The 26400-nt window shown below is 59.4% G+C and carries 22 protein-coding genes, 1 tRNA gene, 2 rRNA genes and 1 pseudogene; 13 read left to right on the forward strand and 13 right to left on the reverse strand.

Annotation, left to right across the window (positions count from 1 at the left end; all coding sequences use genetic code 11):
- Positions 1-66 precede the first annotated feature (66 nt).
- Positions 67-711 (reverse strand): alpha/beta family hydrolase, encoded by a 645-nt coding sequence (locus IB248_RS18530; RefSeq protein ID WP_192241489.1) that lies wholly within the window; start codon positions 709-711, stop codon positions 67-69.
- A 61-nt stretch (positions 712-772) separates the two neighbouring features.
- A complete protein-coding gene (locus IB248_RS18535; protein ID WP_018856458.1) occupies positions 773-970 on the reverse strand; it encodes a hypothetical protein in 198 nt (65 codons plus the stop codon).
- Between the two features lie 332 nt (positions 971-1302).
- Between IB248_RS18535 and IB248_RS18540 the strand changes: the two genes are divergently transcribed.
- The gene (locus IB248_RS18540) at positions 1303-1767 is read left to right on the forward strand and encodes a hypothetical protein (RefSeq protein WP_026371699.1); all 465 of its coding nucleotides are present in this window, start codon (positions 1303-1305) and stop codon (positions 1765-1767) included.
- Between the two features lie 302 nt (positions 1768-2069).
- Here the strand turns inward: IB248_RS18540 and IB248_RS32195 are convergent, their stop codons facing one another.
- Complete coding sequence (locus IB248_RS32195) at positions 2070-2198, reverse strand: hypothetical protein (RefSeq protein WP_281419719.1); 129 nt, start codon at positions 2196-2198, stop codon at positions 2070-2072.
- A gap of 83 nt (positions 2199-2281) precedes the next feature.
- Here IB248_RS32195 and IB248_RS18550 point away from each other — a divergent pair, with 83 nt between their 5' ends.
- Genes IB248_RS18550 through IB248_RS31825 form a run of 3 tightly spaced genes read left to right on the forward strand, consistent with a single transcriptional unit; the run spans position 2282 to position 4889 of the window.
- The gene (locus IB248_RS18550) at positions 2282-2953 is read left to right on the forward strand and encodes a VIT1/CCC1 transporter family protein (protein ID WP_192241490.1); all 672 of its coding nucleotides are present in this window, start codon (positions 2282-2284) and stop codon (positions 2951-2953) included.
- A 2-nt stretch (positions 2954-2955) separates the two neighbouring features.
- A complete protein-coding gene (locus IB248_RS18555) occupies positions 2956-4449 on the forward strand; it encodes a cache domain-containing protein (RefSeq protein ID WP_246779273.1) in 1494 nt (497 codons plus the stop codon).
- Positions 4416-4889, forward strand: a complete 474-nt coding sequence (locus IB248_RS31825; protein WP_246779276.1) for an adenylate/guanylate cyclase domain-containing protein — start codon at positions 4416-4418, stop codon at positions 4887-4889. Before IB248_RS18555 ends, IB248_RS31825 begins: the two co-directional genes overlap by 34 nt.
- Positions 4890-4948: 59 nt before the next feature.
- Here IB248_RS31825 and IB248_RS18560 read toward each other — a convergent pair whose 3' ends face one another.
- The 4 genes from IB248_RS18560 to IB248_RS18575 all read right to left on the reverse strand — a co-directional run bounded on the left by IB248_RS18560 (position 4949) and on the right by IB248_RS18575 (position 8614).
- On the reverse strand, positions 4949-5503 hold the full coding sequence (locus IB248_RS18560) for a DUF2971 domain-containing protein (RefSeq protein ID WP_113472055.1): 555 nt from the start codon (positions 5501-5503) through the stop codon (positions 4949-4951).
- A gap of 352 nt (positions 5504-5855) precedes the next feature.
- The gene (locus tag IB248_RS18565) at positions 5856-6791 is read right to left on the reverse strand and encodes a DUF2950 family protein (RefSeq protein WP_018856452.1); all 936 of its coding nucleotides are present in this window, start codon (positions 6789-6791) and stop codon (positions 5856-5858) included.
- Between the two features lie 34 nt (positions 6792-6825).
- Positions 6826-8253, reverse strand: coding sequence for a DUF3300 domain-containing protein (locus IB248_RS18570; RefSeq protein WP_113472064.1), 1428 nt, complete (start codon positions 8251-8253; stop codon positions 6826-6828).
- Positions 8254-8299: 46 nt separating this feature from the next.
- Positions 8300-8614 carry a hypothetical protein gene (locus IB248_RS18575; protein ID WP_026371697.1) on the reverse strand — a complete coding sequence of 105 codons (315 nt, stop codon included), beginning with the start codon at positions 8612-8614 and terminating at the stop codon, positions 8300-8302.
- Positions 8615-8933: 319 nt separating this feature from the next.
- Here IB248_RS18575 and IB248_RS18580 point away from each other — a divergent pair, with 319 nt between their 5' ends.
- The 6 genes from IB248_RS18580 to IB248_RS18605 all read left to right on the forward strand — a co-directional run bounded on the left by IB248_RS18580 (position 8934) and on the right by IB248_RS18605 (position 16249).
- On the forward strand, positions 8934-9275 hold the full coding sequence (locus tag IB248_RS18580) for a DUF3302 domain-containing protein (RefSeq protein ID WP_018856449.1): 342 nt from the start codon (positions 8934-8936) through the stop codon (positions 9273-9275).
- A complete protein-coding gene (locus IB248_RS18585) occupies positions 9275-10432 on the forward strand; it encodes an HlyD family secretion protein (RefSeq protein WP_018856448.1) in 1158 nt (385 codons plus the stop codon). Before IB248_RS18580 ends, IB248_RS18585 begins: the two co-directional genes overlap by 1 nt.
- A gap of 104 nt (positions 10433-10536) precedes the next feature.
- Positions 10537-12213 (forward strand): SulP family inorganic anion transporter, encoded by a 1677-nt coding sequence (locus IB248_RS18590; RefSeq protein WP_246779274.1) that lies wholly within the window; start codon positions 10537-10539, stop codon positions 12211-12213.
- 15 nt (positions 12214-12228) lie between these two features.
- Positions 12229-13065 (forward strand): polyphosphate kinase 2, encoded by an 837-nt coding sequence (gene ppk2 / locus IB248_RS18595; protein ID WP_025658822.1) that lies wholly within the window; start codon positions 12229-12231, stop codon positions 13063-13065.
- 52 nt (positions 13066-13117) lie between these two features.
- Entirely contained in the window at positions 13118-14257 is a 1140-nt protein-coding gene (locus tag IB248_RS18600) for an AI-2E family transporter (protein WP_192241492.1), read from the forward strand.
- A gap of 201 nt (positions 14258-14458) precedes the next feature.
- Positions 14459-16249, forward strand: a complete 1791-nt coding sequence (locus tag IB248_RS18605; RefSeq protein ID WP_192241493.1) for a hypothetical protein — start codon at positions 14459-14461, stop codon at positions 16247-16249.
- A 56-nt stretch (positions 16250-16305) separates the two neighbouring features.
- Here IB248_RS18605 and IB248_RS18610 read toward each other — a convergent pair whose 3' ends face one another.
- Entirely contained in the window at positions 16306-17256 is a 951-nt protein-coding gene (locus tag IB248_RS18610; RefSeq protein ID WP_192241494.1) for a hypothetical protein, read from the reverse strand.
- A gap of 942 nt (positions 17257-18198) precedes the next feature.
- Between IB248_RS18610 and IB248_RS18615 the strand changes: the two are divergent.
- A pseudogene (locus IB248_RS18615) lies at positions 18199-18699 on the forward strand (IS30 family transposase); the annotation flags it as partial.
- Between the two features lie 37 nt (positions 18700-18736).
- On the opposite strand, the gene IB248_RS18620 reads toward IB248_RS18615, so the two are convergent.
- Complete coding sequence (locus IB248_RS18620) at positions 18737-19735, reverse strand: sulfite oxidase (protein ID WP_348648609.1); 999 nt, start codon at positions 19733-19735, stop codon at positions 18737-18739.
- Positions 19736-20120: 385 nt separating this feature from the next.
- Positions 20121-21503 (reverse strand): FAD-binding oxidoreductase, encoded by a 1383-nt coding sequence (locus tag IB248_RS18625; RefSeq protein ID WP_025658815.1) that lies wholly within the window; start codon positions 21501-21503, stop codon positions 20121-20123.
- Between the two features lie 321 nt (positions 21504-21824).
- On the opposite strand from IB248_RS18625, the gene IB248_RS18630 reads away from it, so the two are divergent.
- Together IB248_RS18630 and IB248_RS18635 are read left to right on the forward strand one after the other, a co-directional pair.
- Entirely contained in the window at positions 21825-25340 is a 3516-nt protein-coding gene (locus IB248_RS18630) for an adenylate/guanylate cyclase domain-containing protein (RefSeq protein WP_192241496.1), read from the forward strand.
- A 41-nt stretch (positions 25341-25381) separates the two neighbouring features.
- On the forward strand, positions 25382-25642 hold the full coding sequence (locus IB248_RS18635) for a DUF4242 domain-containing protein (protein WP_018856437.1): 261 nt from the start codon (positions 25382-25384) through the stop codon (positions 25640-25642).
- Positions 25643-25765: 123 nt separating this feature from the next.
- Here IB248_RS18635 and IB248_RS18640 read toward each other — a convergent pair.
- The 3 genes from IB248_RS18640 to IB248_RS18650 all read right to left on the reverse strand — a co-directional run.
- Positions 25766-25842, reverse strand: a tRNA-Met gene (locus IB248_RS18640).
- A 222-nt stretch (positions 25843-26064) separates the two neighbouring features.
- Positions 26065-26179 (reverse strand): 5S ribosomal RNA (rrf, locus tag IB248_RS18645).
- Positions 26180-26295: 116 nt separating this feature from the next.
- Positions 26296-26400, reverse strand: a 23S ribosomal RNA gene (locus tag IB248_RS18650); the annotation flags it as partial.

Here is a 26400-nt window from a genome sequence, read left to right on the forward strand (position 1 = left end):
ATCTTGCAGGCGAACATGCATAAAGCATTTACATGCGTCAAGTCGAATTGACGTTCGCACCCGGTCCTAGCGAAGGCAGTTTTCGTCTGCCCAAGCCTTGACGCTCGCTGCCATCGTGGCGAGATGATCGGCGACGGAGAAGCCGGATATCTTCTTGCGCGGCGCGAGATCGTGGTCGCCATCCTCGAGCCAACGCAATGATATTGCGGGGGAAAGCGGATAGTTCTCGACCTCCTCGCGCGTACCGAATTCGTCGCGCGTCCCCTGGCAGATAAGCGTCGGCGAACGCAGGTTTCTCAGATGCGCGGTGCGCAGTTGTTGCGGCTTGCCGGGTGGATGAAAAGGATAGCCAAGGCACAACAATCCACAGATCGCGCCTTGGTCATATAGCTCGTCGGCAATTATGCTGGCCACTCGTCCGCCCATGGATTTGCCGCCGATGATGAGCGGCCCGCTGCTCGCGACCTCCTTTACCGCCTCCATGTATTCGGGGATGAGGGTCTCGGCTTTCGGCGGCGGTTTTCTTGCATCCGACGTCCGCCGCGCCGCCATGTAGGCGAACTCGAAGCGCGCGATCCGGAAGCCTTTACCGACAAGCGCTTCGGAAGCCGCCGTCATGGACTTCGAGTCCATCGGTGCGCCGGCACCGTGGGCAAGCAGGATGGTGGCTGGGGGATTGTCCGGGCCGGTGATCAGAAACGTCTCGCTCATCGCGATGTCATAGCGCAATGAGCAAAGCCTCACCATATCGGACGTGCAAGGTGATAGCCGGTCAATGGAATTTCGGCATGTCGGGAAGCGCCGAGAATTCTTCGCTGATCATTTCGCTCATGGCGACCAGGATCTCCTTGCGGGAGAAGCCCGACCGTTCGAGTTGCAGGATCATTTGGTCGAGATCCAGTTCGAGCTGACCGCGACAGCAGGCCACCCGATCGGCAGAAACGAGGAGAACTTCTTCAAGAATTAGCATCGCTTCGCTCCTAATTTCCAGAAGCAACCTGCGACTGCGCTAAATGTTCCAGGGACCGCCAGCAACATTTCCTGAACGGCGACTGCGGGATTTTATTACAGATTACTAATTAATATGCGGTCGACGCCCCTTCGATCACCAAATGTCCATGCCGCACTTGGCGGCTTCCCCCCAGGGGCCGTTTCAACTCTGTCTGCCGAGCACATGCACTGGGACAAGATCAGCCAGTGGCCCACGGCGTAATATACCGTATACTACCTCATCCCCTGTGTATTTTACTGCCTTGACGCCCGTACTCATCTTATCCTTTGGAAAACTCGGAGGACATGGCGATGACTGCAAACGAGACGACCCCTCAGTCGATGACCAGTGCCGAAGATCTGCGCAAGCGTGCCCTTGAACTTCAGCTTGCGGAGATGGAACGCGACGACAAGATAAAGGCCCGCGAGGCGACGAAACATGCAGAGTTCGTCGAGGATTTTTTCCAGAAGCATATCGGCGAGACAGAGCGGGCGGTCATCAAACGGCTGGTGATGAAAGCCGCCGCGGACGGAAAATACGAAGCGATGGTCTACAGCTTCCCGTCGAGCCTCTGCTCGGATGGCGGTCGACACATCAACAACAACCTGCCCGGCTGGCAGAATACCCTCCAGGGCAAGGCAAGGGAACTTTACGATCTCTTCGAGACGGCGGCCAAGCCCCAGGGCTATGGGCTGAAGGCGGTGATCATCAATTTTCCGGGGGGCATCCCCGGCGACGTCGGCTTCTACCTGACCTGGGAGCCGCCCGTCGAATAATTCGGAGCGGAAAGCGCGCGATACCGGCCGACAGGGTTTGCGAACGTCCTGCGCTTTGCGGGGTAAGCGGGGAGAAGCTTGGCCCTCCGCGCCAACGGAGCACGCGATGCCACGGTGCGCCAAGACGGCATGGAAGCGCACAGCACTCGCCAGGACGTATTCTCAAGGCATCGGAGCCCGTGGCGATGAAGGCGATTGAAGCATATTGCGAACGCATCTCCTGGCCGTATCGCTCATTGCAGTACACCACCACCTCCGCCTCGAGGTTCGAGCAAAGCCGTTCAGATTCAAGGATGCGCCGCTCATCCGTCGAGCTGGCCGAGGAAGCGCCCCAAGGCGTCGACCCCCAGGTCGTAGGACTCGAAAAGAGCGCTCAATGTCTCGCTTGCCACGGAGACAAGACAGCGACGGATCTCGGGGATCCTCATCATTAGTTTTGCGTCCGCGCTGCTTCGTTGAAGTCGTGGATCGTTCCATATGAGGAATTCAGCAGCCGCGAAGGAGCAGGCATTTCATGGCATCCGGCAGGCCACAGATCGCCGATGTAATCGACCCGGGTGATGCCCTCGGCGAAGTCCTCTTCGGACTGATTATGGCGCTGACATTTACCGTCGGCTCACGGGTCATCTTCACCGAAGGGGGCCTTGACGTCCGCGAGCTGATCGTCGCGACCATCGGCTGCAACGTGGCATGGGGCATCATCGACGCCGTGCTGTTCGTCTTGGGCGTGGTATTCTACAAGAGCCGACGCGGACGCGTCTTTCGGCAGGTCAGGGCCGCTCAAAACGAGCGGGACGCCATTGCTGCGCTCCGGAAGGAATTTCCGATCGACGGCGAACCGCTAGTTTCCGCGGCAGCGGATGAAGAGGCACTCTACCAAGCCATGCTCGGCCTCGCGCGGCGAGGAAGCCCTGCCAACACTCGTCTGTCGAGAGATGATTTTCTCGCCGCCTTCATCGTCTTTCTCCTGGTATCGGCGACATCGCTGCCTGCGGTTATCCCCTTCTTCATGATCAGCAGTGCGGACCTTGCGCTGAGAACCAGCAATTTTCTACTGGTTGCCCTGCTCTTCCTGACAGGCTGTGCCTGGGCGCATTTTTCGGACGCAAAGCCGCTCAACGCAGGCATAACGATGACGTGCCTAGGCCTCGCGCTGGTCGGCATTGCGATTGCTCTCGGGGGGTAGGGATGGTGGACCGCGCTACGCCACCGCCCGCGACAGGGACCAGGAGTGCATCGGACTGGGCATTTCCCCTGCGATTGCACCTCAGCGTCATCATTGTCGGGCTGCTGGCTTGCACGGCGCTGCCGCTCGTGTGGATGGCATATACCCAAGGCAAGGTGACCGCCCTGTCCGCTGGCGAAGCACAAATGCGTCAACTCGGCTTGCGCACCATCGAGAACTACCGCGATGTGTTCAACGGCGGATACACCGCGATCGAGACGGCCGCCGCCGTCCCGCAAATACTCACGCCGCCACCCCAGGATCTGCCGGCGAAGCAGGCCCTGCTGCTGCGAGAACTGAAGTCGTCCTTCCACATAGACGGGGTCTATGTCGGCTTTGCTGACGGGACGTACATTCAGGCCACCAACCTTGCGACAAATCCGGCGTGGCGCGACGCCTTGAATGCTCCGGCCGACGCCGCATTCGCGGTTCGTGCGATCACGAAGGTCATCGGTATTCCAGTGACGACCTGGACGTTCTTCGACCAGGACATTCGACCTCTCGCTCGGCGCGCAGACGGCGACGATGTCTTCGACCCGCGGTCCCGGCCCTGGTACAAGGCCGCCGTCTCGGAGGGCCGGACGACATCGGTCGGCCCCTATGTTTCCGCTGCGACCAACTACCTCACCCTGACGTTCGCTACGCCCGTAGCCGGGAAGGACCAGGTCGTTATCGGCGCCGATGTGATGCTTGTGACCTTGGGAGAGGTTGTCGATACCGGGACGATCTCGGAAGCGGCGCATGGCTACGTATTCGACAGCACTGGCCGCCTGATCGTTCACTCCGACCCCGCGATCATGACGAAACTGCGCGATCAGATGCGTCGCGGGAGGCTGATGTCTGTTGCAGACGTGGCAGCGACAGACCCAGCCATCCCGGCCGTCGCGAATCTGGCACAGGACCGCAGCCGGCCGGATGGCGATGTCGTCCGCTTTCTGGTGAATGGCCGCGAGTATCTGGCCCAAAGCTTTCGTGCGGAAATAGCCGGCATGCTGAAAAACTACACGGTCGTCATCGCAGCACCGCTTGACGACCTGGTCGGTCCTGTCGAGCGGACCCTGAGGCGCAATCTGGCTGCCGCAGCCGCCTTCCTGTCGGCGGGCGCGATCGCCGCGATCATCATCTCCCGGTTGATCAGCCGCTCGCTCTATGCGTTGGCCGACGAGGCGAGGCAACTGGGCAATCTGGAATTCAAACAGAGCCGCGTCTCGCGCTCCTGGATATCCGAGGTGAACGCGCTCGGCAAAGCGCTCGGTTCCGCCCGTGATACCATCCGGATGTTCTCGCTCTACGTGCCGCGTGAACTGGTCCGCAGGATTGTCATGACAGGCCAATCAGCGATCGGCTCCGCCTCCAGGCAGGAGATCACTGTCCTCTTCACCGACATCAGAGCGAACGGCGCTCGCCCGAAGAGGTCGTCGCCCTGCTTTCCACCTATTTCGAAACCCTCAATATGATTGTCGAGCGCCACGGCGGTACCATAGTGCAATATATCGGCGACTCCGTTTTGGCGATGTGGAACGCACCGGTTCATGACGAGCGGCATATCGAAAACGCCTGCCGTTGTGCCTTGTCGATGAAAGCGGCGATCGACGAGATGAATGCTTCCAATCGCGCCGCCGGTCGCCCCGAACTCGTTACCCGCTTCGGCCTGCACACCGGACCGGCCGTCGTCGGCAGCGTCGGCGCCGAAACCCGCCGGCAATACACCGCAATCGGAGACACTGTAAACATCGCCTCGCGACTGGAGGGCCTGAACCGCGACTATGGAACCTCGATCCTCGTCAGCAGCGCGGTCCGCAACGCAGTTGCGGAGAATTTCAGTTTCCTGCCTATCGGCACTGTCAGCGTCAGGGGCCGAACGGGGCAGACCGAGCTTTACGAGCTTCGGGGCTAGTATCGCTCGAACAATCCGTCCATTGCAGGAAGGCTCTTGGCCCCTGCCAGAGAGCGCGGCTATAGCGATCGGTAGGGGATATCGGATGGCCTTGAGGCTTCTACGCTCAGGTGCCTCGTGGCGATCGAAGCTGCCTGGAGTATTCGCTCTTTCTGCAGGCTGGGTACCGCGATCACCGTCTCAAACCCGAGGTTTGTGCGGCCCTCACTATCGTTGCCCAGATCAAGGTCGACTTCAAAATAAGGCACCAGCATCGTCGCCGTCCCACGGACTCTCACGGACTGATGGTCACGTGGTACGAACTTCGAAATGATGCGCCATTCGCACTCCTCACGAAAGGACGGATCCTTGAAGGCACAGGCTAGCTGCTGGTAACGAGTGACAATCTGGTTTGCGAACTCTTCGACCCGTTCATCGTCCAAGGGCGTTTTCTGGCTTTGCTCATAGATACACTTGACAAGGCGGAAGCCCGCCCTTTCGGCAACCCTTTGCAGGTCGCTGACGACAAATCCCAAGCATACTCCTCCACCCGCACCATAGCCCCTCCATTGGCTCAGGAGATCGTCGTCCTCCGCAAAGGACGCCGTGTAGACATATCCCCTGCTGGAAGAAATCGATGAGAGAGGCTACCCGAAGCAAAATGGCCTGCTGTCTTGACGATGCGGCCTTCGCACGCTTCTGCCTCCGCCTTCAGGTAGCCCAGCCCATATAGGAACTCCCTCTGAATCATTCAGATAGTGGATGTTTGTCGCCCATATCACTTTCGAACTGACAATACCGAGAAACCCTTGAAGTGTCGTGTAGTGGAAAAGGCGCGGCCGCAGTGTCGCGCTCGCCCTGCCGGCTGACGTCGGCAGAAGCGAAAGGTGATCGTTAATCATATTTGGCGTCAGTCGAGCTCCGTTGAGGCGAAACCACGCTGGAGCCTTTCAGGGCTAAATTGAACCGTTCTGCCAGAACCACACCTCAGTCGCGCACGACCGTCCAGTTGTCGTCGGGGTTGAACTCCTTGATCGCCGCGGCGCGCTGCTCGGTCTCGGGCCCCAGATCTCGCTGGTAGACGATGTTGGAACCGTTGACGACGAAGGTCTGAGCCCCGGTCACGTGATACTTGACCGGCCAGGCGATCAACGCAAAACCGCCCGTCATGTTGCCATTGATGATATAGCTCTGCTTTCCACCGATCACGTTGGGGCCCTGGGCCGTCAGGATGCGATAGCGGTAGCCATAGTAGCCTTCGCCGCGCTTCGCCTTACTGAAGGCGGCCGTTTCGATCAGGGGCCCCGCCGGGCTTTCTTCATCAAAGGCACCGGGCTCCCAGTAGAGGCCGTCGCGTTGTCCCGGGGTGCTGATCAGCTTCTGCGCAAATTCGAAAAGTCCGTCCTCGTCCTCGTCGATTTGCGCGTACGCGTATTGGGCGTTCACATAGTCATGCATCGTCTGGATTGTCGCCAGTTCGCTCTGACCGACACGGCGGTTGACGATCTCCTGCAAACCGACCTCGGTATCGAATGCCCATTTGCCGTCCTTGTTCTTCGACAGAGGAAAGGGCAGCGGCCACATGACGTCGCCAATCAGAACCACCTTGCGATCATGGAGGTCCTGCAATTGCAGTTGGCGCAAAGCGCCCTCGCGGATCGTTTCATAGCTTAGCATCGCCTCCTTGCTGGATCGCAGTTTGGCCGCGTCCAGACCGAGAAGGCTCGCGAGGCCATCGATATCATTGGCGCTCAACACCGTCTTGAACCGCTCAAGCGCCGCCGATGGGTCATCGAATGACGGCGGCGTACCGGCCACGAATTCCTGAAGATTCGTCTGAATCTGCGACATCGACGGGGCCGCCCACGCCAGGGAGAGAGCCGTTCCGAGCAACAGCGGAATCAACTTAAACTGTGGTCTCATGGTTTATCTCCGGAAATCTGAATAGCTGGACACCCTATCGCCGACCGCCGCCGCGACCGCCACCTCCACGCCCCCCACCGCCGCCGTGTGGGATCGGGCGCGAGCGTTGAGCGGAGGGACGTGGACCACCCCGTTGCCCGCCTCCCATGCTCTGTCCGCCTCGCTGGGAAGCCACCGCTTCACGCCGGCCGGACTGCACGTTGCCGAGGGCGCTCGGTTGGCGCGAACGGTTGTCGGGCCGCGCCGCCATCTTCGGTGCGCTTGGCTTCTTGACTGCCGGCTTTGATGGACGGTTGGCAGCATTGCCCGGTCGATTGGCGGCATTTCCTGGACGCGCATCCACGCGATTGCCCAGATCGCCCGGACGGGCATCCGGACGCGCCCCACCCGGCCGGTTGGCGACAGCATCGCCTGCCCTCGGATTTGCCCTCAGGCCCTCCGCAGTGCTCTTTCGAATATCGTCAGCACGTGTGCTGACATTTCTGGCTCCTTGTCCGCGGTTCGCCTGCCGGTCGCTGACCTTGTTCTTGAGCTGGTTGCGGTTGTCGGACTGCAGGCTGGATTTGATCGCCGAACGATCGATGTTGGCGAGCTGATCCCTGTCGATATTCAGCTTGCTGCGATCGACCTTGGTCCAGTCGACGTCGTTCCATTTGACCTTGCCGTTGAAATTTCGGTCGTTAAAGCAGTTGTTGCAGTCGATATCGACATCGCCGCCCCAATTGCCGCCCCAAACGCCCCAATCGTCCCAATTGACGATGGCAGCCCAGGCGACGCCCGTCACCGCGGCGGCAAAGAACCCGGCACCCGGATAATAGTAGCTGTCGTAAGAATTGGGATAGTAGGAGATCGGAGCGGCCGTATAGCCTGGCTCATAGAGCATTTCGGGTGGATATTGAGGGATATAGACCTTCTCGGGATTGGTCGGTCGTATGACGACGTTCTCGTTCTCAGTCACGACCGTGATCTTGTCGTCGGTTTTGATGACGTTCTTCGCCACCGCTTCGTCGCGAAGCTGCTGAATGGCGATCAGTACATCCTTTTGCTGGTTTGTAAGCGCGTCACCCAGCGATTGAGTCCAATCGAGATCGTCGCTCATCATCTTGACGATATCTGGATAGTTGAGGAGCGAGATGACACTTCCATCCCAATCATCCTTCGGCTTGAGATCGGCGTCTTTCTTCTTGGCCTCCAGGAAACGCTGAGCCTCGATGACCTGCACCGGAAACAGTGAAGCCGCCGAGATCGCCGCCACGAGCTCGTCCGGATAGAGGGCGATGCGTGCCACAAGCACTTCAAGCTCATTCTCGGAAAGCAGAGCGGCCTCCGGCGCCGTCGTCTCTGTCGAGGCGAGTTTCTGTGTGGGGGTCGCGGTCTGTGAATACGCTGGCGGGCCGGGATGCATCGAAATGATTGCCAGCGCAGAAAGCCCCGCAAGCAATCTCAAATATCTTGCTTTCACCACGCAACGACCTCCTCTGAATCAAAACAAATTTTGTGTAAGTGCCTCACGGAGATTTTGGTCTGGTGTCCGAAGGCCGCCTAAGCATCACGATTTTCGATTGTGCGAGCGCCTCACCCATTTCCTTCAAAAGGGCTTCAACCAGTGCGGCATATTCTTGCCGCCGCGCTTCGCGCACGCTTTCGGGAAGGCGCTCGATATGCGTCAAGGTTTCCACCGCGATTGCCAGATCCTCGCACATGCTGTGAAACGCGTCGCTCCCGTAAAAGAGCCGCTGCACCAGCTGCGCCTGGCCAGGAAAGTGCGCCTCGGCCCTTTCGAGAACCGACAAAGGTGTAGAATTGCTATCTCCCGAAACCATCCCCGCCCCGCTGTCAAATGCGTTAAGCAGAGTTGCATCATATAGCGTCAGCCCGGAATGGCGGCGTAACTTACGCGATCCTACGTTCGGCGGAGTTTTCCCTTATGCGCCTGTCGCTCCTGCCATCCTCCATCGATCTGCTACGGCGACCATCCAGGATCATCTTCAGCAGCTGCACCTTTCGTCAGACCAATAGAGGATACGTGATGCTACGGGTCTTTGCGCCAAAGTGGGTCTAGTATCCGCAGGTCGACAGCAAGCGAACGGGCGGCCAGACCAAGCCGAAGAGGCGGCCAGACCAAACCGAAAAGGAGGAACGGTGTTTCTCGACTATTTTGCACTGGGAGTGTTGCTCTTCGTCGTAGTCACTCTGTTCTATGCAGTGATCGCGATCCACGACATCCCACACCTGATCGCCAAGGCCAGGAACCATCCGCACCAGGACGCCATCCACGTTGCCGGATGGGTGAGCCTGTTCACGCTGCACGTCATCTGGCCCTTCCTTTTCATCTGGGCCACCCTTTACCGCGAGGATCGCGGTTGGGGCATCCGGACGGATGGCAAGCTATCCCCAGAAGCCGAAGCCAACGCTGAAATTGCCCGTCTCCACGCACGGATCGCGGAACTCGAGGCTCCAATGGCAGAGAGGGAGAAGGTCTGATGGAATTACTCCTGATGCTGACCTACGCGGCTTTTTGCTTCGCGATCTTCAAGTTGTTCAGAATTCCAGTGAACCAGTGGTCGCTTGCGACGGCTGTCCTCGGCGGCATATTCATAATTGCCGGGCTGGTGCTGCTCATGAGCTACAACCATCCCTATTCCAGCGATGGGCGCATTTATTTTACCTCGGCTCCGGTCATCCCGGTCGTGGGCGGCCAGGTCGTAGAGGTGCCGGTCACGCCAAATGCTCCGTTGAAGAAGGGCGATGTTCTCTTCAGGATCGATCCTCGGCCCTATCAATATGCCGTCGATCAGAAAACGGCGTCGCTTGCCGAAGCCAAGCAGACCGTCCTGCAGTTGAAGGCTGCTCTCGATGCCGCCAATTCGGCCGTAACAGGTGCGGAAGCATCTAGGGACCGCTCGCTGCAGGCCTTCGAAAAGTTTCAGGCATCGAATGAAAACGCAAAATCCAGCGGCAGAGGTGCCGTCTACTCCGAACTCGAAGTCGAGAACCGGCGCGGCATCTACCTGACGGCCGAGGCCGCCGTCGATACAGCCCGTGCTCAGGCGGCGCAAGCAAGGCTCGCCTACGAGTCCGAGATCAACGGAACGAATCCCACGGTCGCGCGGCTGGAGGCAGAGTTGGCGAACGCGCAATACGAGCTTGACCAGACGACCGTGCGCGCACCGAGCGACGGATACGTGACGCAGGTTTTCCTACGTCCCGGCATGATGGCGAATCCCCTGCCCTTGCGGCCGGTGATGGTCTTCATCAACAGCGAGGACCGGTACCTCGCTGCCGCCTTCATTCAGAATTCGCTCCAGCGCGTGCGGGTTGGCGACGAGGCCGAGGTGGCGTTCAAGGCCGTCCCCGGCAAGATCTTCAAGGCGCGCGTCCGGGAAGTCATCGATGTGATGGCGCAAGGCCAGTTGCAGCCAGGCGGCGCGCTGATCGACCCGCAATCGCCCGAACGGCTGTCGCCGGGGCAGACACTGGCGGGTATCGAAATACTGGAGAGCACCGACGGGTATCAACTGCCCGGCGGTGTGGTCGCCGAGGTCGCGGTCTACACACATTACTGGCACCACGTCGCTCTCCTCCGAAAGGTCCTGCTACGCATGAGCAGCTGGATGAACTACGTCTTCCTCGAACACTGAACGCATCAACAATTTCCGGTCGTTGCCTGGATGCGGCGGCCGGACAAGCTTGGAGATCAACCACGAGAGAGCAGAGGGAGCCCGAGTTGATAGGCAGCCTACCAATGTTGCGGGGCCTGGCCGGTTTCAAGAAAGACTGGCTTCGTAGCGATATCCCTGCCGGATTGTCGATCGCCGCGGTGGGTTTGCCGAGCGCCATTGCCTATCCGGCGATTGCTGGCCTGCCTCCAGAGACCGGCATCTACGCCAGCATCGTTGGGCCGATCGCCTACGCACTTTTCGGCCCTTCCCGGCTCTTGGTCGTCGGCCCCGATGCCGCAACGATGACGGTGCTTGCGGCTGCGATGACCGTTATCATCGCGGCCGATCCGGCTGCTGCCAACATTGACCGGGTTGCCATCGCATCGGCGCTCGCCCTTGGCGTCGGCGTCTTTTGCATCGCCGCAAAACTGCTGCGCCTCGGCGTCCTCGCGAGCTTCCTGTCGCGCCCGATCCTGGTGGGCTTCTTTGCCGGCGTGTCGCTTTCCATCCTCGTCGGGCAGATCAGCCGCTTCACTGGTGTAAAGATTGAGTCGGATGGTCTCCTTGCGCCGGTTGCCGAAATTCTTGGCAAGGCCGCCTTGATCCACTGGCCGTCGCTTCTCTTCGGTCTCTCCATGTTTGCGCTGCTTTGGATCGTCAAGGCGTTCCACCTCAAGGTTCCGGGTCCTGTGCTCGTGGTTGTTATTTCCGTCATTCTCTCGGCGCTTTTCGACTTCCAGGGACGTGGCATGGCTGTCGTGGGCAATATCCCAAGCGGCTTCCCGAGCTTTTCCCTGCCGGCAATCCATCAGATGCCGCTCGATAAGCTTGTGCTTGGTTCGGCCGCGATCTTTCTGGTGAGCTTCGGCGCCGGCATCGTGACCGCGCGAAGCTTCGGATCGCGCACTGGTGAAAACGTCAATGCGAACCAGGAACTGATCGGTCTCGGCGCGGCCAACATCGCGCCCGGCCTGTTCGGTTCCTTTCCCATCAGCATGTCGGACTCGAGAACCGCGATAAACCTCTCCACGGGCGGCGTCTCCCAGCTGGCGGGACTGGTCTCAGCTGCCACGCTGATCGCCGCTCTTGTATTCCTCCACAGCGCTCTGCGGATCCTGCCGATCCCCGCGCTCGCAGCCATCCTTGCAAGCGCCGCCATCAGCCTCATCGATGTTCAGGAACTCAAGAAGATCTGGCACATCAGCCGCATGGAATTCGTCTTTGCGCTGATCGCCATGTGGGGCGCAATCAGCTTCGGCGTCCTCAACGGCGTGGTCGTTGCCGTTGCCGCAACCTTCGTCTACCTCCTGCGCAAGACGATGTTTCCGCGTGACAGCCTCCTTGGTCACATTGCCGGACGGCACGGCTTCTTCGAGCTCGCCCGCTTCCCGGAAGCGCGCCCCGTCGAAGGCGCTGCCGTCTTCGCCATCCAGGGCAACATCCTGTTCTATAACGCCGACTATGTCCGCATGCGTCTGACGGAGGTTGCCAGAGAGCTTGCTCCCGGAACCAAGTGCTTCGTTCTCGACGCCGGTGCCATCACGCACGTGGATAGCACAGGTGCGCTCGCACTCGACGCTGTGGCCGATGACTTGGCCAAGCGGGACATCGTCTTTGCCATTGCCGACGTCAGCGAGGAGAGTCGCGGCATCCTGGAGCGTGCCGGGTTCATCAAGAAGATCGGCGCCCACAATCTTTTCAATGGTCGGGAAGAGGCCCTGCGCGCGCTCATGGGCAATGTCGCAGGGAATGCGCGTTAAACAATGGAGGGAACGATGGACGAAGCATACGATCCGAAGCAAGAGGTTCCAGCGGAACGCAAGGGCAAGCATAAGAAAGCCAAGTCCTGGGACTACGACAAGGAAATCAAGCGACTGCAGATCGAACTGGCGAATCTGCAGGCATGGGTAAAGAAGTCGGGCGCCCGGATTGTCATCATCTTCGAAGGCCGTGACGCCGCCGGCAAGGGTGGGATGATTAAGCGGATAACGGAAAAGGTCAGCCCGCGTGTATTCCGCGTCGTCGCCTTACCCGCTCCCACCGATCGCGAGAAAACCCAGATCTACATGCAGCGCTATATTGCGCATTTGCCGGCAGCCGGCGAGGTCGTGATCTTCGACCGCAGTTGGTACAACCGCGCCGGCGTTGACCGCGTCATGGGCTTCGCCAGCGAGAAGAAGGCTCAGCGCTTCCTGGAACTTGCGCCCCGCTTCGAGGCGGCCATCGTCGAAAGCGGCGTTATTCTGCTGAAGTATTTCCTGACCGTCAGCGAGGAAGAACAGGAACGCCGCTTCAAGCGGCGCATCGACGATCCGGTTCGGCAGTGGAAACTCAGCCCCATGGACGTCGAGTCCTACCAGCGCTGGTGGGACTACACGCGAGCCTATGACGAGATGCTGCGGATGACGGACAGCAACCACGCGCCGTGGTGGCTCGTGCCTTCCGACGACAAGGAGCGCGCCCGGATAAACTGCATCTCCCATATCCTGCAGTCGATCCCCTACGAGCGGGTAAAGTTCGACGCACCGGATCTTGGCAAACGACAGAAGCGGCCATCGAACTATGTCGAGGATCAGAGCGTCAGGCATGTTGTGCCGGAGACGACTCGATGACGCCTGATCCGTTCAGGCATGCACTGTGGAAAACCGTGGAATAGGCTACGCGATGCAGCAACAAAAGAGCGGGACCGCGGCAGAAGCCGGTCCCGCGCAGATTTCGGTAGAGGCACGGGTCAGCGACTTGGTGCGGATCGGCATCATTGGACTATTCGCCTATTGGAGCCTGCAGCTGATTGCGCCATTCGCGCTGATCGTCATCTGGTCCGCGATCCTCGCGGTAGCGCTCTTTCCGATGTTCACCGGTCTGTCCAGACTTCTAGGAAATCGGCCCAAGCTTTCGGCCACCATTATTGTCATAGCGTGCCTTGTGCTCATAATCGCGCCATTGGCGCTTGTCGCGGTCAATTTCGCCGATGCAATCCTGGCTCTCGTGGCGCAATTGAAGTCCGACAATTTCACCTTGCCCGCGGCTCCTGAGGCTATACGTGGTTGGCCAGTGGTCGGCGAGCGCCTTTACGCCGGCTGGAACCAGGTCGCCGGCAATCTCGCGGCAGCAATCATGAAATTCCAGGCGCCTCTCCGCGAGGTCATGGGAGTCATCATCGCCAAATTTGCAGCAATCGGCGGTGGGGTGCTGAGCTTCGTCGCTTCGGTCATTCTCTCCGGCATCTTCCTCACCATGTCCCCCCGCCTTGCAGCAACGATTCAGGTATTGGCGGGCCGCATCGGCGGAGAGAGGGGGGTTGGCTTTGCGCGGCTGGCGGGATCAACGGTTCGCAACGTCTCGCGCGGCGTCATCGGCGTAGCCTTGCTTCAGACGCTCCTATGCGGCCTGTGCTTTGCCTTCTTCGATATTCCGGCGCGCGGAGCCCTGACTTTTGTCGTGTTCATGCTTTGCCTCATGCAGCTTGGCCCTGGCCTCGTTCTTATCCCGGCCATCATCTGGGCATGGTTCTCGTGGCCTGCATCGATGGCCTTTGCCTTCACTGTCGTGGCGATCCCGATCACGGTCGTGGACAACGTGCTGAAGCCGATCTTGATGTCCCGAGGGCTTTCAACTCCGATGCCGGTAATCCTCATCGGCGTCATCGGCGGAACTCTCTCGCATGGCCTGCTCGGCCTGTTTCTGGGGCCAATCGTGCTCAGTGTCTTTTACGAACTGCTGCGCGCCTGGGCTTGGCCATCAGAGACATTGCCCGGGGCTACGGCTGCCCCGGCGATGGCAGAGAACACCGGCACGGATTGAATTTTATCCAACGCTGCACCTATCGATCGGTTTGATGGACTGTTCTAGGCCAAAACCAGTGACCCAAATCGGACTGCACCGCGCTCAACCGGCGGGTAACCATTTGAAGGTGTATCGTATGTAGCGGTTGCAGCCACCGGCAGTTCTGAGCTAATACTATATTCAGCTAAAATATTTGCGTGATCTCGTTAGGGCGTCATCATGAGCAGCGCAATAGCCAAGCCCTCGAAGCCGACGGCCGAGGAAATCTACGACCAACTTGAACGGATACTGGCGAGCGAAGAATTCCATTCGCCGGAGCGGGGCCGCAAGTTTCTGCAATTCATCATAAGCGAGGCCTTGGCAGGCCGATCGGAATTCCTGAAGGCCTTCACAATCGCCAATGAGGTCTTTGGTCGCCAGGTCAATTTCGACGCCCAGAACGATCCTGTCGTCAGGATCGAAGCAGGCCGAGTCCGCCGAGCACTTGAACGCTACTACCTCATCGCCGGCCAAGCGGACGAGGTAACGATTACGATCCCCAAGGGTGGGTACAGGCCGTGCTTCGAATATGCTCACAACGTTCCGACACCGTCGCTCGCGGCGCCGCAGTTTGATCTCGCGCCAGCGATCGAGCGTCACCGTGACACCGGGCCGCTTCACCGCCTCGGCCAATCTTTCCGCCGCCCTCAATTATCGACCACGCTGACGCTCGGCACCGCCCTTTTGCTCGCGGCAGCTTCGCTTTATATCGTCCTTCCACAGGCATTGTCGGGGTGGCACCAAAATCCCTCAGGCGCCTCGCCGACAGAAGCGGCCGAACCCAGAGTCATTGTCGAGTCCTTTGAGGATGAGGGTTCCGCAAATGCTGCTTCCGACATCGCGCGTGGCCTGAGGGACGAGATTATCGGCAAGCTAGCAAAGTTCGATGACGTCGTCGTTGTCGCGGATGCGTCGAAGGCCGAACAACCGAGCCCGAATGCTTATGGTTTGCAAGGCAATGTCCAACTCGACGGGCCAAGATTGCGGCTTGTCGCCCGGCTCGTGCGCCAATCCGACGGTGCAGTGATTTGGGCGAACAATTACGACGCGGACCTTCGTGCGCAAAGCAAGCTCGAGATCCTGACCGGCGCCGCTGAAGAGATCGCCAGCACTGTCGCGGAACCATATGGTGCGGTTTTTCAAGCCGACACCGACGCACTTGCCCGGCAGCCGCAGAGCGGAGATGCGGACGCCTATGCCTGCAGATTGGCTTACTATAGCTACCGTAGGTCGATGAATGCCCAGACGCACAACACGGCGCGCGACTGTCTGCAACGAGCGACAGAGCTGTTTCCGAAAAGCGCTGCCTCCTGGGCGCTTCTGTCCCTCACCTACCTGGACGAGATGAGGTTTCGTTATAAGCTCGGCACATCCTCAACGGACGAGACGCTGGAATTAGCCGCCAGCGCGGCGGAGCGGGCAGCCTCGCTTGCCCCAAACGATGCGCGTGTCCTTGAGGCTCTCATGCAGGTGAGCTTTTTCAGAAATGATGTCGACAAAGCCCTTCAGGCGGGTGCGGCAGCCTATGCCATGAACCCCAATGATACCGAGGTCGCGGGGGAATACGGGTTGCGGCTGGCCATGTCGGGGAAATGGCAGTCAGGCTGCGAGCTGATTTCGAGCGCCGTCAACAAGAATGCGGGCCCGAGGGGATACTACGAAGTGGGCATGGCATTGTGTGCCCTGATGAGGAATGACGTCCGGGCCGCGGAACTGTGGTCTCGCATGTCCGACCTGGAATACAATCCCACGCATCACCTCGTGCTCCTTGCTATTCTTGGCACGGCCGGGAAAACGGCTGACGCCAGGCAGGAACGGGAATGGCTGAATGCCCATGCATCCGGATTGATGAAGAACATCCGCAAGGAGGTTTCCTTGCGTCTGCAGCGCCCGGAAGATCAGGAAGCATTTTTCAAAGGTCTACGAGCCGCAGGTGTCGCAATCGAACCCGCCGCGGACACCGGTAAATAAGTTCGACGCTGCAGCATCTGTGGCATCTGCACTCTCTATATGGAAGGAGGCTGACCCTACTGCCTCCGAGATATCGCATTCGCGATCAGCCGGGCGATTTCATCCTGCACGTCAAGAATGCGTCCTTCGTCAAGGTTTCTGTCATAGGCGCCTGTCCAGACAACGGTTCCGTCGGCTCGATCAACCAGCCGGATTTGGACATGCAACCGCTTATCCTCGGTGCCCACGCTGCCCTGGATGGAGAGTGACGGTTGGTTTGGCGCCGCGATATGCGCCTTCGGCCCAGGCGTCCTGACAGCGATTGATTTGACCTTCGTCAGTTCCACAATGACGCCATCCGTCAGACTCTTGGCGATGCCGGCGTCGCCATTGTCCCGACCTATGCCGACCAAAGGCTCCACGACGATCTGCGGCCGCATCTCATCTCCCGCAGGCAAAGGTGTGCCCGACGAAGGGTTCAGTGAAGCAACCAGTTCTTGGAGCGGCCGCATCAGCACCAACATGCCCATGGCGGCGATGACAAGCAGGACACCAACCGGCAGGATAAAATCCCGGTAGGCAAGCGGACGTTTATGTTGCGCCACCGGCGCCTCCTGCACGTCGACATCTTTTCCCGGCGAATGACGTCCTGACGCAATCTCTGACTGGCTTGCGGTGAAACTCGGTACGTATCCACCCTTGGGTATGGCGATGTGTATGGAATCGCTTTGCCCGACCACGAGGTAGTATCGCTCCAGGGCGCGGCGAATACGCCCTGTTTCGATACGAACGACCGGATCGTTTTGGGCATCAAAGGAAGCATCTCGGCCGAAGACCGCCTGCGCAATGGTGTAAGCCTTCAGATTCTCTGATCGTCCCGCCAGTGCTTCATCGACGACATATGCAAGAAATCTCCGACTACGCTCCGGAACCTGAAACTCGGCGCTCGACAAGATGCGATCAAGCTGATCACGAACCCTTTCGGGTTCCAGTGACAGATCATCGCCTTGTCCGCCCCGCGAACTCATGGCTCCCTCCCGTAAACATATCGCTCTCACAAGCGCTCAAGGCGACGTATAGGGCTTGCGACCCGACCGGTCGCTCTGTCTCGCAGACTGTGCCGCGACGAACTTAAGACTCTCAGCTGCCTGTCGACGGGGTAAACGTCGTGTAGATCCCCAATGCTCTGGGGCTTCATTTTGGAATGATATGGAATCCATAGATGCGATAGCAAGTCGGGAACAACCACACACTCCCGAGTACTTGAAATCGCGGCGACCAGCGGCAAGGCCGATCACTTTCACAAGCAGACCCTGCGCTCCGCACTCGAGCCCAGGCTGGTCAGAAGTCTTGTCATCAAGGAGATTCGCGCCCGGTTATTGTCTGGGCTTTTCGGGTTCCCGCAGACCCCGGCTCGTCAAACCCTCAACTGGCGGGCTGAGCTCGGCACGTCTGACACTTCGCCACCAAGGATGCGGTCAGCAAACGACAGGTTGGAAACCCCGTAGCGCTTCAATAGCTCAGCGTCTTCATTGGCGCGAAACTCGGCCTGGTGCGAGGGTGACGAGAAATACTTCCCAATCAAAATCGGCAGACGAATGCTTCTCAGGTTCCTTTGCTGGAAACATGTTCCAGAACAACGCATCGCCGATCGACTTGATGATGGAACCATCGGCAAAGTCGCTCGGATAATAGTTCCCGATTGCCTTGGAATTCCAAAGCGTTGCCGGGCCGAATGTGCCACGTTCCCCGGTGCCCGATCCGAGTCTAAGGCGATCACGCGGCTTCGGGGGCCAGTCCGGCTCGTATTCGGATGCGGTCAGAATCGGGGCTTTGAAAGGCTCTTCAAGATGTGAGTTGTCAAAGCATACCAGCCATTCGCCTCCGACCAGCACTGCGGAGGAGGCGCACGCGGTGCCGACCAACAACTCGACTGTATTCGTAGCCAGCCGGTCGTCGAGATTGAGGTTCTAAGCGAGAGGCCTGCGTCCGCTGACGACCGTGCAGTCCCCGGTCACTGGGAGGGCGATCTTATCGGTGGGTCGAAGAACAGTTACATCGCGACGCTGGTCGAGCGTCACTCGCGCTACGTCATGCTGATCAAGGTCGCCAATAAGGATACCGAAAGCGTAGTTTCTGCGCTGATAAAGCAGTCACAGAAACTGCCGGGCGAACTCTACAAATCATTGACCTGGGATCGGGGCAAGGAGTTGGCTGACCATCAACGACTGGCAATAGCCGCTGACGTTGAGATTTACTTCTGCGATCCCAGATCACCCTGGCAGCGCGGTTCAAATGAGAACACCAATCGATTGCTGCGCCAATACCTACCGCGCGCCACTGACCTGTCCGTACATAGCCAAGCCCAGCTCAATGCTATCGCCAGGCAGCTCAACGAACGTCCAAGAAAGACCTTGCTTTATCAGACGCCCGCGCAAAAATTTGCAGAATGTGTTGCGGCGATCAATTGAACCCACTGCCATAAGCCGCCATCCCCCACGCGGGTGATTAGATCACGAATTCCTCCGCGTACGTCTGTGGCTCGGGAACGACCGTAACATCCACCGGAATAATCCAATTGGCCGCGTAGCTCTCGCAGTCGGAACGCGGGAGGTCGGGCTGCACGCACCCCGCCCCATCGATCGCGCGACATCGCAATATATATCGCCCCACTTTTTCAGGGGTCCACTTGTACTCCCACAAGCGCCATGCGAAGGGACATTCTGTTTCGAGAAGCCTTCCCTCGCGCCAGCCCCTGCCATCTCCGGTGCAGACCTGCACCTGCCGGATACCAGCCTCTCCGCTCCAGGCGGCTCCGAAAATCCGGCACGGTTGGCCGAGGATGAGATGCGCCCCCTGTACGGGACGCGCGATCTGCGCTTTGACCTCCATCTCCGTAAGGGGGACCAGCCTAGGTTCCCCAAGGCTGCGCTCCCAACGGAAATAGTCGCGCGCCTGCCAGTAGCCAAGGAACGGTTGCTCCACAACCGTGATATGCGTGATCCACTTGACCCAAGCCATGCCGAACCAGCCACCCACCACCGCGCGTAGCGGGTAGCCGTGATCGCGCGTCAACGGTTCGTCGTTCATCGAATAGGCAAGGATCGTGCTGTCAGCGACGGCCTTCTCCAGCGGTAAACTGCGGGCAAAAGCGATGGGGCCTGGAGAAGCCGTTTTCTTGTTCGCGTCGACGACGCCGCTGTCGGCGCCTACGAGCAGAACCTCACGTGCGGTTCGCCTAACGCCCGCCATTTCCAAAATCTCGCGCAGAAGAACACCCGTCCACGCGGCGTTGCCGACGGCCCCGTTCTGCCACTGCAACCCCTCCTTCGCCGGCACATAGTAGACGCGCCCATTCCCTGCGCACTCGACGACGGCGGTGAAAGTCGTGCTCTGCATCGCCTTGATGCTGTCGAGGTCAAGTTCGATCGGCCGCTCCACCGCCCCGTCAACGCGCAATCTCCAGTCTCGCGCATTGAGGTCCGGTGACGGAAAATGGTTTCGCACGAAGAACAGCTCCGTTGGGATCCGCCAATCGGAGAGCGACGCAAACGGAAACTCGATGTTCTGTGGGGATTTCTGTCGAACTATTAGACTGGGTTGCTGTGGTGTCGGCATCGTCCTCGTCTCTCCTTCCAAGAGCACAACGTCGGCTCGGTCGCGCGAATTCCGGTTCGATCACACCGCCCCTCGCCGTGCGTCTGTCGCATTCCGCTTTCGGGCCGCATTCTAGCACATACCGCACGTTCCTCGGATCGATCTCGAACGGCAGCAAAGGGCCGCAAGCGGCCTCGGCGGGTGACGCCATTACGCCAAAGGTGTACATTGGCAGCCACCATCGCAGTGGCCGCCAGGATCGAGGAAGCGCCTTTCAGTGACGCCCCTCTCGGCGTCAGGCGGCAGGGCGAATATTGTGGTTCATCCGAAACAGGTTGCTCCCGTCGTACTTCTTTTTCAGGTGGACAAGACCCTCGTAATTGTCGCCATACGTGGCCTTCAGGCGCACATCGCCTTCGTCGTCCATCATGAAGTTCGGGTAAGCGCCGTCGAGGTTGAACGGGTGGACCGCCTGCCAGTAGTCGGTCGCCCATTTTTTCAGCGTCGCCGCCTGGCGCGGATCGGCGTCAACGCCGGCAATAACCATCGACCATGTGGCATCCCGGCAATTCCACGCCGTTTCATCTCTTGCCTTGCGATGGACGGCGGCATCGATCGGGTAGAGGTGCATGCACGAGGGTTCGCTGGGTGCCTTGGCCACCTGCTCGATGTGTGCTTCGATCGCCGCGTCCGGAAGCGTCTTCACAAAATCACCCTTCCAGTACCATTGAAGGCCCTTCGGAAAGAGTCCGTCGAACATGCCTTGAAGTGTCGGGTACGGGATCGGACCGGCAAAATCGACAATCGGCTGCGGGAGCGCCCTGCGGACGGCGTTAACTGCCTTCTCCCCGTCGGCGACCGCTCCATTGTAGGAAACGAGAAGCACGCAGATCTTCTTGCCACGATGCTCCACCGGGAACGGATCGGCGGAGGGAACCGTCTGCAGCCCAAGGAAGACGTAGAACTCGTCCGGCGCAGTCGCCAAAAACTCGCGGTACCAGCGCATCACCGTCGCAGCATCCTTCAACTCCCAGAAGATCGGACCGGCATAAACGCTGTCCGCAGGGTGCGCCTCGAACAGAAAACTGGTGACCACACCAAAGTTGCCACCGCCGCCGCGCAGCCCCCAGAACAGATCCGGGCGCTCGGCCTTGCTGGCGGTGACGAGCGTGCCGTCCGCCAGCACGACGTCGGCCTCGATCAGATTGTCGATGGCAAGCCCATATTGGCGGGTGAGGTATCCGTGGCCGCCGTTCAGCGTCAGGCCCGCCACACCTGTGGTTGAGACGACACCGAAGGGGATGGCAAGCCCAAAGGCGTGGGTGGCATGATCGACCTCGCCGGTCGTACACCCGGCCCCTACACGAACTGTCCGCTTGACGGGATCGACGCGCACACCCCGCATCGGCGACAGGTCGATGACGATGCCGTCGTCAACGCTGGCAAACCCAGCCCCGTTGTGGCCGCCGCCCCGGACGGCGATCGGAAGTTCGTTGTCGCGGCCGAAGTTCACGGAGGCAATCACGTCCGCAGCATCCGTACACTTTGCGATCAAGAGCGGCCGCTTGTCGATCATGGCGTTGTAGAGCCTGCGGGCGTCCTCGTAGTCGGCATGGTCGCGCCCGATAAGAGCACCGCGAAGAATCTGTGTGAACTTCCCGATATTTTCGCTGATCATAACACCCTCCTGAAGCCGAGCCTCCGAGCTCATGACGTCGAATCGAATACTGACGAGGGGCGTTTGAAGGATGATGCGCTGACGACTGAATTCGCTCCCCACAGCGGTCGATTGCGACTTCGAAGAATGCGCTGCAAGATGCGGATAGTCTATAATCGTCCTTAGTGTTGGCGCTGAAATGCCGCATGATCTGCGAGGGCTGCGTTCGCAAATTCGCCATCGATTGCTCGGCCTGTTCAACGCGAGCGGCTCCCGGCACTGCGTGGCAGGATGCCGACGTTCGTGGTATTTTTCGGGAACGGTTGAGCGGATTGAAAGTCGATGCAGACGATTGAGGATTGGCTAGCCCAACTCGGTCTCGGCAAGTACGCCGCGGCCTTCATCGAGAATGACGTCGATCTGCGAGCGCTCCCTCATGTCGCGGAATCCGACCTCCGTGAACTCGGCGTCTCGCTTGGTCACCGGAAGATTATTCTAGCCGCGATAAACGGACTTGCGCAGCAACCTCCGGACGAACAGCAGCCCGCTCCCGTCGCGACGGACGCTGCGGCTGACCGACGGCTGCTCAGCGTGCTCTTCTGCGACCTCGTAGGATCGACTGCGTTGTCGGAGCAACTCGACCCGGAAGACATGCACGAGCTGATCCGCCGTTATCAGGATAGCGTCGCGGGCGCAGTCACGCGGTTCGGAGGCTATGTCGCCAAGTATCTCGGAGATGGCGTGCTTGCCTATTTTGGGTGGCCCATGGCTTATGAGGACCACGCCGAGCGCGCGATCCGGGCCGGTCTCGAGGCGATAACCGCCGTCGATGCGCTGCAGTCGCCCAACCAGCGGGGACTGAAGGCTCGGATCGGCATCGCATCCGGGCACGTGGTCGTTGGCGACACCGATGGCAGCGCGAAGGAGCGTGGATCGATCGCCGGCGACACCCCAAACTTGGCGGCACGTCTGCAGGGGGCGGCCGCCCCAGGGCAGATCGTGGTCTCGAACAGCACCCGCCGCCTCGCCGGGCGGTCGTTCGAAATCGCCAGCCTCGGCGAGCGGACGCTGAGAGGCTTCACCTCGCCCACTGCGCTGTTCGAAGTCCGCGGCGAGCGAGAGGTGGACAGCCGTTTCGAAGCCGCGCATTCCAGAAAGCTCTCGAAATTTGTCGGACGTGCCAGCGAGATCGGGCTACTGCTCGAACGGTGGGAGCTGGCGAAGGCCGGCCAAGGACAGATGGTCTTTTTGTCGGGGGAGGCGGGCATCGGAAAATCCCGTCTTGTCGAAGCCTTCGAAGAACATCTGCGCGAGACAGAGCATGAACTCATCCGATTGCAGTGCTCGCCCTATCACGCCACATCGGCCTTTTACCCGATCGTCGAGCGACTGAGCCGGGTCGCGATGTTTACGCCGGCAGACGACCGAAACACGCGAGTCGAGAAGTTTCGCACACTTGTCAGCCGCTACGGCGAAAGGCCCTCGGAAGTTGGTGCGATCTATGCGGAGCTGCTTTCGCTCGATGGCGGTGACGAGTTCAAGCCGCTAAATCTCTCCGCCCACCAGCGTAAGGAACTTCTCGTCCGCACTCTCGCGAACCGATTGCTTCTTGCGACCAGAATCGCACCGGTGCTCATGGTCGTAGAAGACGCACACTGGATGGATCCGTCCACCATCGAATTGCTAGAAGAACTCGTCGGCCGGCTTCACGGCACGGCCGCCCTCGTCGTCGTCACCCATAGACCGGAATGGAGCGCGGACTGGGCCAGTGGATTGGCGCAGTCGACAACACTCTCCATTGGACGTCTGACTAGGCAACAGATGCGCGAGCTCATCGGATCGATGGACTGCGACATTTCCGAACAGCTTGCCGAAATGATCTTAGAGCGAGCGGACGGCGTGCCGTTGTTCATAGAGGAGTTGACCCGCACGATCATCGAGAGCGGAACGTCACCGTCGCTCAACGTAGAGATCCCGGACAGCCTGCAGGGTTCTTTGATGGCTCGTCTCGATCATCTAGCGGCAACAGCCAAAGAGGTCGCCCAGATTGCTGCCGTTATTGGCAGGGAGTTCGATCGTGGCCTTCTGTCGAAGATTGCAGGTCTCGATGATAGGATCCTCGAGAAAGCACTGCACCAGCTTGTTTCCAGCCAGATCGTCGTCGGAGGCGGTGTCTTGAATGATACCCTCGTTTTCCGTCATGCGCTCATTCAGGATGCCGCCTACCAATCGCTCCTCAACCGGCGGCGGCGACATTTCCACGAGGAAATCGCCAAGGTTCTCGTCGACCAGTATGCCGATGTCGCTGCCACGCAGCCCGAACTCATCGCCCAACACTACGAGAAAGCGCAACGGGTCGAACTCGCGCTTCCATACTGGATGAAAGCTGGAGAACGAGCCCTTGCACGATCCGCCAACTACGAGGCGGTCGACCATTTCCAGAACGCACTGTCGATCGCGGAACAGTTGCCCAACGAGCCCGGCCACCAAACAGACCTTCTCGCAGCAGTCCTGAAACTAGGCGACGCCCTGTACGCTGCCGGCCGCATGACGGATTCGCTGGCGAAATACAGGCTGGCCGCCCCATTGGCACGCAAAGCGGCAGACATTCAGGGCTTCGTTCGCGCAGTGATCGGCCTCGACGGCTCCCAATTTCTCTCCTCGAACTCGCTTGCCGAAACCCTGCCGCTTCTCGAGGAGGCCATGGCGATGGTTGAACCAGCGGACAAGAAGTCGCGGTGCCAGATTCTTAGCCACCTTGCGCGGGCTTACGCCTACCTCAGTGACAGCGAGAAGGCCGCAAAATGCCATAGCGTTGGAATAGAACTTGCCCGGGAGGTTGGCGACAAGACTTCTCTTGTGGAGCTCTCCGTTCTCCCGCTCCTGACAGCCTCACCGGTTAAAACCGCCACGGAGAAAAACAACCGGATGGCCCGCATTGACGAAATACGACGCCTCGCGGGCGAGATCGACGATGACGATGTGCTAACCAGGGCGCTTTCGATTGACACCTACGTCTCGACTGAACTGGGCGAGCGCGCACGGGCCGATCGGGCGGTCGACGCCCTGGAGGAACTCGGCACCAAGCGCCAGCATCTCAACGTCCAGTTCTACGCTCGGATCGCAAGAGCGATGATGGCCATCCTCGATGGGAGGTTCACCGCCGCCGAGAAGCTTGCCGAAGAAGCGCTGAAGCTGGGCAAGCACACCCTTGGCGTGGCACCCGAAGGTGTCTACGGCATGCAAATGTTCGCGATCCGCCGGGAGCAGAGCCGTCTCTCGGAGGTCGCACCGGTCATGAAATTGTTGATCGAGGAAAACCCGGACGAAATCACCTGGCTACCGGGCTTCGCGTTGGTCGCCTTTGACCTGGGTTATCGGGAAGCCGCCCAGCGGAGATTGGAAGAGCTTTTCAGCACACGCTTCACCCTGCCGCTTGACGGAAAACGAAGCGCATCCCTCTCGTTTCTAACGGAAGTCGCCGCCGGCCTGGGGGACATGGAAGCGGCCAGGACACTCTATAAGCTTATGCTCGACTACAAGGAGATGACCGTCACGATAGGTATGGCGACTGTCTGCTTCGGTGCCGCAAGCCGCTATCTGGGTATGTTGTCCGCCGCGCTGGGTGAATTCGATCGGGCGTCAAAGCACTATGAGCATGCTCTCGAGATGAACTCGGCGATCGGCTCGCGACCGTGGCTCGCGCACACGCAGGCAGAATATTCCGATTTGCTAATGAAAATAGGTAGCAGAGCCGCGATAAAGAGAGCAATGTCCTTATCCGAGCATGCCCGGTCAACTGCGGCCGAACTGGGAATGGTCAGGCTGCAACAGCGACTGAAGCAGACCATTCATTAGGATCAGAGGTTCGCCGCTTTGGGTGAGAAGAGGGTCTCATCATGCCACGCTATATCATCGAAAGAAACTTTGCCGAACAACTCCAACTGTCGAAAGAGGGAGTCGAGGAAATCAACCTGATCAACGACGAGGAAGGGGTGAAGTGGATTTTTTCGTTCCTCAGCGCCGACAGGAAAAAGACATACTGCCTTTACGAAGCGCCAAATCCTGAAGCCATTCGCGCCGCGGCAAGGAGGAACAATGTCCCCGCGGATGTGATCATTGAAGTTGGCGGGGAGATCGGCCCCAATATGTTTGCATAGCCCTGCCCGACCGCCCCTCCCGGCTGCACCTGCTTGAGCTACCGAATTTACACGTGAAGGCCGTCCGCCTATGCGGAGGAGCTTTCTGTGAGGCGACTTGACTGGCAAATATTCAGGTTTTGTTGGTTGCGGGGGCAGGATTTGAACCTGCGGCCTTCAGGTTATGAGCCTGACGAGCTACCGGGCTGCTCCACCCCGCGCCAAGTGCAAAACCCTTTGGGTTTTGTCACGGTGCGTAAACTGCGAAGCAGTTTACGCTACTGCCCGAGCAAATTGCCGAAGGCGATTTGTCTCGTGTAAGGGACGCACTGCATGTTTCCGGGCCCATTATAGCAGAAAGGCCGCTTTGTGGGCGGCCCTTTTGATCGGCTTGGGGCCGTTTTCGTGATGAGAAGATTATCTTTGTTTGTTGCGTTTAGCAGACCTGGCAGCGACCGACTCTCCCGCGTCTTAAGACGAAGTACCATAGGCGCTGGGGCGTTTCACGGCCGTGTTCGGAATGGGAACGGGTGCAGCCGCCCCGCCATAACCACCAGGTCAGCGAAGCGCAACAAATGAGAAGCTGGTGAGGGCAAAGCCCTCTTTTGAGAGTTGAACACGTCTAGGCTTCATCCCGACACGTCTGTGTCGCAGATGAGCATTGATCAATGAGAACGATCAAGCCAATCGAGCTATTAGTACCGGTAAGCTTCACACATTGCTGCGCTTCCACACCCGGCCTATCAACGTGGTCGTCTTCCACGGCTCTGATAGGGAAT

The sequence above is a fragment of the Rhizobium sp. RHZ01 genome, assembly GCF_014851595.1.
Classification (GTDB): Bacteria; Pseudomonadota; Alphaproteobacteria; order Rhizobiales; family Rhizobiaceae; genus Rhizobium; species Rhizobium altiplani.

What these genes read in the sequence shown, in the direction of transcription:
- IB248_RS18530 (WP_192241489.1), bottom strand. Translation starts at nt 711, where the DNA reads ATGAGCGAGACGTTTCTGATCACCGGCCCGGACAATCCCCCAGCCACC.
- IB248_RS18535 (WP_018856458.1), bottom strand. Translation starts at nt 970, where the DNA reads ATGCTAATTCTTGAAGAAGTTCTCCTCGTTTCTGCCGATCGGGTGGCC.
- IB248_RS18540 (WP_026371699.1), top strand. Translation starts at nt 1,303, where the DNA reads ATGACTGCAAACGAGACGACCCCTCAGTCGATGACCAGTGCCGAAGAT.
- IB248_RS32195 (WP_281419719.1), bottom strand. Translation starts at nt 2,198, where the DNA reads ATGATGAGGATCCCCGAGATCCGTCGCTGTCTTGTCTCCGTGGCAAGC.
- IB248_RS18550 (WP_192241490.1), top strand. Translation starts at nt 2,282, where the DNA reads ATGGCATCCGGCAGGCCACAGATCGCCGATGTAATCGACCCGGGTGAT.
- IB248_RS18555 (WP_246779273.1), top strand. Translation starts at nt 2,956, where the DNA reads ATGGTGGACCGCGCTACGCCACCGCCCGCGACAGGGACCAGGAGTGCA.
- IB248_RS18565 (WP_018856452.1), bottom strand. Translation starts at nt 6,791, where the DNA reads ATGAGACCACAGTTTAAGTTGATTCCGCTGTTGCTCGGAACGGCTCTC.
- IB248_RS18575 (WP_026371697.1), bottom strand. Translation starts at nt 8,614, where the DNA reads ATGGTTTCGGGAGATAGCAATTCTACACCTTTGTCGGTTCTCGAAAGG.
- IB248_RS18585 (WP_018856448.1), top strand. Translation starts at nt 9,275, where the DNA reads ATGGAATTACTCCTGATGCTGACCTACGCGGCTTTTTGCTTCGCGATC.
- IB248_RS18590 (WP_246779274.1), top strand. Translation starts at nt 10,537, where the DNA reads ATGTTGCGGGGCCTGGCCGGTTTCAAGAAAGACTGGCTTCGTAGCGAT.
- ppk2 (WP_025658822.1), top strand. Translation starts at nt 12,229, where the DNA reads ATGGACGAAGCATACGATCCGAAGCAAGAGGTTCCAGCGGAACGCAAG.
- IB248_RS18600 (WP_192241492.1), top strand. Translation starts at nt 13,118, where the DNA reads ATGCAGCAACAAAAGAGCGGGACCGCGGCAGAAGCCGGTCCCGCGCAG.
- IB248_RS18605 (WP_192241493.1), top strand. Translation starts at nt 14,459, where the DNA reads ATGAGCAGCGCAATAGCCAAGCCCTCGAAGCCGACGGCCGAGGAAATC.
- IB248_RS18610 (WP_192241494.1), bottom strand. Translation starts at nt 17,256, where the DNA reads ATGAGTTCGCGGGGCGGACAAGGCGATGATCTGTCACTGGAACCCGAA.
- IB248_RS18625 (WP_025658815.1), bottom strand. Translation starts at nt 21,503, where the DNA reads ATGATCAGCGAAAATATCGGGAAGTTCACACAGATTCTTCGCGGTGCT.
- IB248_RS18630 (WP_192241496.1), top strand. Translation starts at nt 21,825, where the DNA reads ATGCAGACGATTGAGGATTGGCTAGCCCAACTCGGTCTCGGCAAGTAC.
- IB248_RS18635 (WP_018856437.1), top strand. Translation starts at nt 25,382, where the DNA reads ATGCCACGCTATATCATCGAAAGAAACTTTGCCGAACAACTCCAACTG.